Raw genomic sequence first — 5,861 nt, 5'->3', positions numbered from 1 at the left:
GCTGCGACGCTTCGTTCATCGCACTGGAGTTAGGCGGCGCGGCACGAAGGTCCCCGGCACGGCGGAATCGGCCGCCGATTCGACGAGCCCGTGGAGCGGCGAGAGGCTGCACACCGGGTCGGTGTTCGATGCGTCGCCCGTGAGCAAGAACGCCTGGCAGCGGCAGCCCCCGAAATCGATCTCTCTGCGATCGCAGGACCGGCAGGGCTCACGCATCCACTGCGTGCCGCGGTACGCTTCGAACGCCTCCGACGCACGCCAAATATCGGCCAGCGATCGCTCGCGCACGCTGTCGAAACGCAGCGCCGCGATCGCCGCAGCGGCCGGACACGGCAAGACGCGGCCGTCAGGTACCACGGTCATGAAGCGCCGGCCCCAACCATGCATGCACGGCTTCGGGTAGCGCTCGTAGTAGTCGGCGAGCACGTGGACGATCTCCATCCGCCCGCGCAAGCGGGCCTGCGCTTGGGCGACGACGCCCTTGGCCGCATCCACTTGTTCGCGCGTGGGCAGCAGCGCCGCGCGGTTGCGAAACGCCCAGCCGTAGAGCTGGGTGTTGGCGAGCTCGAGCCGCCGGACGCCCAAACGCTCAGCCAACGCGATCACATCCACGGTCTGATCGATGTTCAGGCGGTGGAGCACGCAGTTCAGCGTGACCGCGACCTTGCGCCGCAGCACTCGTTCGAACGCCTCGAGCTTGCGCTCGTGCACCGTCGTACCCGCGATGCGGTCAGCCACGCTCCCATCGGCGGCCTGCAGGCTGATCTGGATGTGATCGAGGCCGGCCGCGAGCAGCGCATCGAGCAGCGCGTCGTCGAGAAAGGTGCCTTGCGTGATGAGGTTGCTGTAGAGCTGGCGCTCGCGCGCGCGGCGGACGAGCGCGACGAGCAGCTCCGGGCGCAGCGTCGGTTCCCCGCCGGAGAAGTGGATCTGCAGCACCCCCAGCTGCGCGGCCTGGTCGATCACCCGCGACCACGCGCTCTCATCGAGCTCGTCGCCGTAGGCCCGCAGGTCTAGCGGGTTATAGCAGTACGGACATTGCAGGTTGCAGCGATAGGTCAGCTCCGCAAGCAGCGACAGCGGCTGGTATCCGCTCATGCCGGCTGCTCGTCTGACGGCATGGCGTTTGACGGCGTATCAGAAGAGAAGAAGACCCAGCCGCGCGCGGCGAGACGGTCGGCCAATCCGGCGACGTCGGCCGCGATCGACTCACGCGGCGCAGCGAAACGTGCGGCTAGCTCGGCCGCGATCGCCGCGCACGAGCGCGTGCCATCGAAAAGCTCGACCGTGGCGGCCGCGGTCGGGTTGAGATTGACGATCCCCTCGGGCACGAGCAGGACGACCGTGCCGTCGTCGAGCCGGCGCGCGCGCACGCCGTGCGCGAACCCAGGCACGCGTTCGTCGAGATTCACGAGTCTTGCCCGATGCCGTACGCGGCCTGTGTCGCGTCGAGGATCGCCCACAAGACGTCGCACTTGAAGCGCAGCGCCGCCACGCAGGCGTCGCGCACCGCCGGGTCTGCGGCGCCCTCAAGCACCCACGGCAGCGCGGCGTCCGCGTCTTGGGCTGCCAGGGTCACACGCCGTCGGAAATAGTCAAGGCCCTGCGGATCGATCCACGGATAGTTCGCGACCAGCGCTTCGACGCGCTTGGACATGAGGTCGGGTGCGAATAGCTCCGTCAGCGACGAGGCGACCGCCGGCAGCCATGGCTGCGTACGCGCGAACGTGACGTAGGCGTCCACGGCGAAGCGCGTGCCGGGCGCTACCCGCGTCTCGGCCACGACTTCCTCGTTCGAAAGTCCGACAGCGCGCGCCAGAGCGAACCACTGCTCGAGTCCACCGCCGCCCGCTTCAAGCGTGCCATCGTGATTGAGGATGCGCCTGATCCACACGCGGCGTTTGTCGCGGTCAGGCAGGTTCGATAGGATCGCCGCGTCTTTGACCGGGATGTTCTTCTGATAGTAGTAGCGGTTAGCCACCCAGCCGCGCAACTGTTCGGGGGTCAGCCGCCCGTCGTGCATCGCGACGTGGAACGGATGCTTATCGTGGTAGCGCTGCGCGCCCACCGCGCGCAGCTGGTCGAGCAGATCAGCGCTTGACGCCTGCCGCACTTCCGGCATCCTTGGTGAGCGAAAACGCGAAGCCGTCCTCGGCGAGCGCCCACCCAGCATCGCGTATGGCCTTCGCCGCATCAGACGCCGGGTCGAGCGCCGGGTTGGTGTTGTTGAGGTGGGTGTAATAGCGATGCTTACCGCCGAGCCCGGTGACCAGCGGCAGCGTGCCGTCGTCGCCCGAGATCGGCAAGTGGCCCATCTGGCGCGCCGTGCGCGTGCCCAGCGCCTGCAGCGTCAGCTCGTGCTCCGTCCAAAACGTGCCGTCCAAGAAGACCGCGTCTGCCAACGCGAGCTCGCGCCGCAGCGGGTCGGTCATCGTCCCCGCGCAGGGCGCGTAGAGCAGGCGGTACGCGCCGTCGTTGATCAAAATGCCCGCGGCGGCGCCGCTTGCTTCGCGGCCGCCGTCGTACTGCGGCGTGATGCCGCCGACTTCGATCGCGCGGATGCGCAGCCCGACGGGCAGGCCGGATGCGTCGTTGACGTGCACCGGCGCATCGCCGATGATGTGCCACGCGTGCGGCGGTTTGGCGAACGGACGAAACGCGTTACCGCCTCCGAGCAGAACGTCGCGCACGGTCTCGGTGGAATAGATGCACAGGCGGTCGGCTTGGCGCAGCTCGAGCAAGCCGTACGCGTGGTCGATGTTGGCATCGGTGAGGACGACGGCGGCGATGGGCGAACGGCGCGGCGTCTGCGGCGCCAGCTTGTCGAACGCTTGGATCTGATGGCGGATATCCGGTGTGGCGTTTGCGATCAGCCAGCGCTCGCCATCGGCTGAAACTGCGATCGATGCCTGCAGGCGGCGCAATGCTGGCTTGGCTCGGGCTGCCCGGCAATTGCTGCAGGCGCAGTTCCATTGCGGCACGCCGCCTCCGGCGGCCGATCCGAGCACGCGAATGTGCATCTAGGATGCGGGCACGCGGCAGCACGCATGCCGCCGCGGCTCACGCCTTTCGCTACAGAAGTCTAGTGGACCGACGAGTCGTCCGCTGGCTCGGTGCCGAGGTACGCCGTGACCTCAGCCCCTAACGCTACGTGATCGAAATCGGGCCGCTCCCAAGCTGTCATGCCCGGCAGTTCGCGGCGCTTCGCGGCGCTCCCTGTCCCGCGCGACGACCGACATCACACGTGCGGATCAATGCTGCATCTGGATCGGCTGGGAGACCGTCGGCGAGATGCACCACGCGTTGCTGGGAGACGATTCACGCGTGCCCACGTACGCGGTCACGTAGAAGCACGAGTTGACGGGTTTGCCCCAGGCATCCCACGTGATCTGCTGGTTCAGACGCACCGGGATGTCGACGTCGGGCGCGCTATGGCCCTTCTGATAGAAGCGGTAGCCGTCCACCGTCGGGTAATTCGTGTTGCCCTTCCATTCCCAGATCAGGACGGCTTCGCGGAATGGTTGAGGATCCGTGCAATGGCCGCCGCCGCCGTGCGCGAAGCACTCGTCCTTGTCGGTCGTGCGGCGCAGATCGTAGGGTGCCGGCACGGCGAGCGGATTGAGGGCTACGGCGCCGTTCGTCACGCGAGGATTGTAGGCGTTGTTGCCTGGATTGACCGCCTGCGTGTTGGCGCCCGGCGCCACGGCATTCGCGCCGGTCACGCCGGCGATTGTACAGGTGGCCGTGAAGCGGGTCTCGCCGTCGATGACGGGCGGCCCCGCGGGCGTCGTGAAGACGCCGAAGGTGACGGTATGGGCGCCCTGCTTGGCGCTCGTCACAGCGTATGCTTGATGCACGTCGATGCCCGCAGCGGGCACGGTGACGGTCGCTGCCGGAGCGACCGCGCTGCCGTCCACCATGAACTGGTAACGGACGTCAGCTCCGCTTGCCGGAGGCGCGGGGACCCATTTGAGCGAGGCGCGCAGATCGATGTTCCTCGGGCAGGCCCCGGTAGAAGAAGAAGGGGTGACGACCACGGTCACGCCTGGCACCTGGCTTGCGGCACTCGAAACGGCCGCGGCCCCGAACAGCATCACGAAAGCATAGATCTGCGCGAAACGATGCATCGAACGCCTCCTATGGCAGCGCGTCCATGAGGAACGCGCCCGTTTGATTTAACAACGTTGCCCGCCCCAGGAAAGGTTCCAGCGCGGATTCGGGACGCGTATACCCGAAGGGAGCGGTCGATGGATGAGCTGCATGTCGTTCTCGGCGCCACTGGGGGCGCCGGCAATGCGGTGCTAGGCGAGCTGCTCGCGCGCGGCAAGCGGATCCGCGCCATCACGCGCCTCGCGCCGTCGCGCGCGGCTCCCGAAGTCGAATGGCGCTCAGTCGATGCGCTCAACACCGCGGACCTGGAACGCGCATGCGATGGCGCTTCAGTCGTGTATCACTGCGTGAACGTCCCCTACGCGGAATGGGAGACGAAGATCGTTCCCATCGCGGATTCGGCGATGAACGCGGCCGCCAAAGCCGGCGCGACGCTCGTGATCATGGACAACCTCTACATGTACGGAGCGGTGACCGGTCCGATACTTGAGACCACCCCGCACCGGCCGGCCGGCCCCAAGGGGCGTCTGCGCGACGAGTTGGAACGCCGCTATCTGGCCGCGCACCACGCCGGCACGGTGAAGCTCGCGATAGGCCGCGCGTCAGACTTCTACGGTCCTATCGGGTTGAGCTCAGCGCTCTTGCTCGCCGTCGATCCGGTGCTGCGCGGAAAACGCGCTTCGTGGATCGGCGATCTCGATGCGCCGCACACGATGAGCTATCTCCCTGACGTCGGCTGGGGACTCGTCACCTTGGGAGAACGGCCGGCTGCGCTGGGAGACGTCTGGCACATGCCGGCCGCCGAGCCGGTCACTGGCCGTCAATTCATCACGATGGTCTGCGAAGCTGCGGGCAAACCGGTACGAATGGGTGTGATCACGCGCCCGATGATGATGCTCGCCGGCATCTTCGACCCGCAAGTCCGCGAGGCGCTCGAAGTCTATTATCAGTTCGCGCAACCGTTCATGATGGACGCGAGCAAGTTCACGCGCGCGTTCGGCAGCCGCATCACGCCGCATGCCGATGCGATCAAAGCCACGCTCGCAGCGCGGGTCCAGCGCGCCAGCGCCGCCGGAGCCTGACCTACTTATCCTTTTGGCGATCGCGCGGGTGGCCTTCGTCGTACGCGCGCCGCTTGTGCTCGAACGACACGTTGGTATAGATCTGCGTGGTCGCGACGCTCGCGTGGCCGAGCAGCTCTTGGATGGTGATCAGATCGACGCCGTGCTCGAGCAGATGCGTGGCGAACGAGTGGCGCATCGTGTGCGGGCTGGCCTTCGCGTCGATGCCGCTGAGGGCACGGATGCGGCGGAAGATCTCCCAGATGTGACGCGTGCTCAAGCGATGGCCGGTGTGGCCGAGAAAGACGGCGTCGTCGGCTGAGCGCGGCCGCACGTTGAGATAGTCGCGGATCGCCGCGGCGGTCGTGCGGTTGATGATGACCAGCCGCTGCTTGCGGCCCTTGCCCATGACGCGGATGGTGCGCGTGCGCAGGTCCACGTCGGCCAGGTCGATCGACGCGATTTCGGCGCGCCGCATGCCGCTCGCGTACAACAGCTCCATGATCGCGCGGTCGCGCACCTTGAGCCAATCGGTCTGCCAACCGGAGACGGTCCGCAGCAGCTGCCCGACCTCGCGCTCCTTGAGCACCTTGGGCAGCAGCTTATCGCGCTTGGGCGACTCGATGTCGGCCGCAGGGTCGTCATCCCGCTTGTTCTCGCGTTTGAGGAAGCGGTAGAAGGAGCGCAGCG

7 protein-coding genes are annotated in these 5,861 nt (G+C 67.1%); 1 reads left to right on the top strand and 6 read right to left on the bottom strand.

Going from position 1 to position 5,861, the window contains the following annotated elements:
- Nucleotides 1-15 precede the first annotated feature (15 nt).
- From pqqE to VKF82_01785, 5 genes are all read right to left on the bottom strand, one after another.
- On the bottom strand, nt 16-1,098 hold the full coding sequence (gene pqqE / locus VKF82_01805) for a pyrroloquinoline quinone biosynthesis protein PqqE (GenBank protein ID HME80788.1): 1,083 nt from the start codon (nt 1,096-1,098) through the stop codon (nt 16-18).
- Nucleotides 1,095-1,412, bottom strand: a complete 318-nt coding sequence (pqqD, locus tag VKF82_01800) for a pyrroloquinoline quinone biosynthesis peptide chaperone PqqD (protein HME80787.1) — start codon at nt 1,410-1,412, stop codon at nt 1,095-1,097. The genes pqqE and pqqD overlap by 4 nt, the downstream gene beginning before the upstream one ends.
- Nucleotides 1,409-2,113 (bottom strand): pyrroloquinoline-quinone synthase PqqC, encoded by a 705-nt coding sequence (gene pqqC, locus VKF82_01795; protein HME80786.1) that lies wholly within the window; start codon nt 2,111-2,113, stop codon nt 1,409-1,411. The genes pqqD and pqqC overlap by 4 nt, the downstream gene beginning before the upstream one ends.
- Nucleotides 2,091-3,008, bottom strand: a complete 918-nt coding sequence (locus VKF82_01790) for an MBL fold metallo-hydrolase (GenBank protein HME80785.1) — start codon at nt 3,006-3,008, stop codon at nt 2,091-2,093. Before VKF82_01790 ends, pqqC begins: the two co-directional genes overlap by 23 nt.
- A gap of 243 nt (nt 3,009-3,251) precedes the next feature.
- Complete coding sequence (locus VKF82_01785; GenBank protein ID HME80784.1) at nt 3,252-4,127, bottom strand: hypothetical protein; 876 nt, start codon at nt 4,125-4,127, stop codon at nt 3,252-3,254.
- A gap of 120 nt (nt 4,128-4,247) precedes the next feature.
- On the opposite strand from VKF82_01785, the gene VKF82_01780 reads away from it, so the two are divergent.
- The gene (locus VKF82_01780) at nt 4,248-5,192 is read left to right on the top strand and encodes an NAD-dependent epimerase/dehydratase family protein (GenBank protein HME80783.1); all 945 of its coding nucleotides are present in this window, start codon (nt 4,248-4,250) and stop codon (nt 5,190-5,192) included.
- 1 nt (nt 5,193) lies between these two features.
- On the opposite strand, the gene VKF82_01775 is transcribed toward VKF82_01780, so the two are convergent.
- Nucleotides 5,194-5,861, bottom strand: a 668-nt coding sequence (locus tag VKF82_01775; protein HME80782.1) for a tyrosine-type recombinase/integrase, incomplete at its 5' end; no start/stop codon positions are given.

It is taken from the genome of Candidatus Eremiobacteraceae bacterium, from assembly GCA_035314825.1.
GTDB lineage: Bacteria > Vulcanimicrobiota > Vulcanimicrobiia > Eremiobacterales > Eremiobacteraceae > JAFAHD01.
The sequence above is the reverse complement of the archived record's forward strand: the minus strand, read 5'-3'. Positions and strand labels throughout refer to the sequence as shown.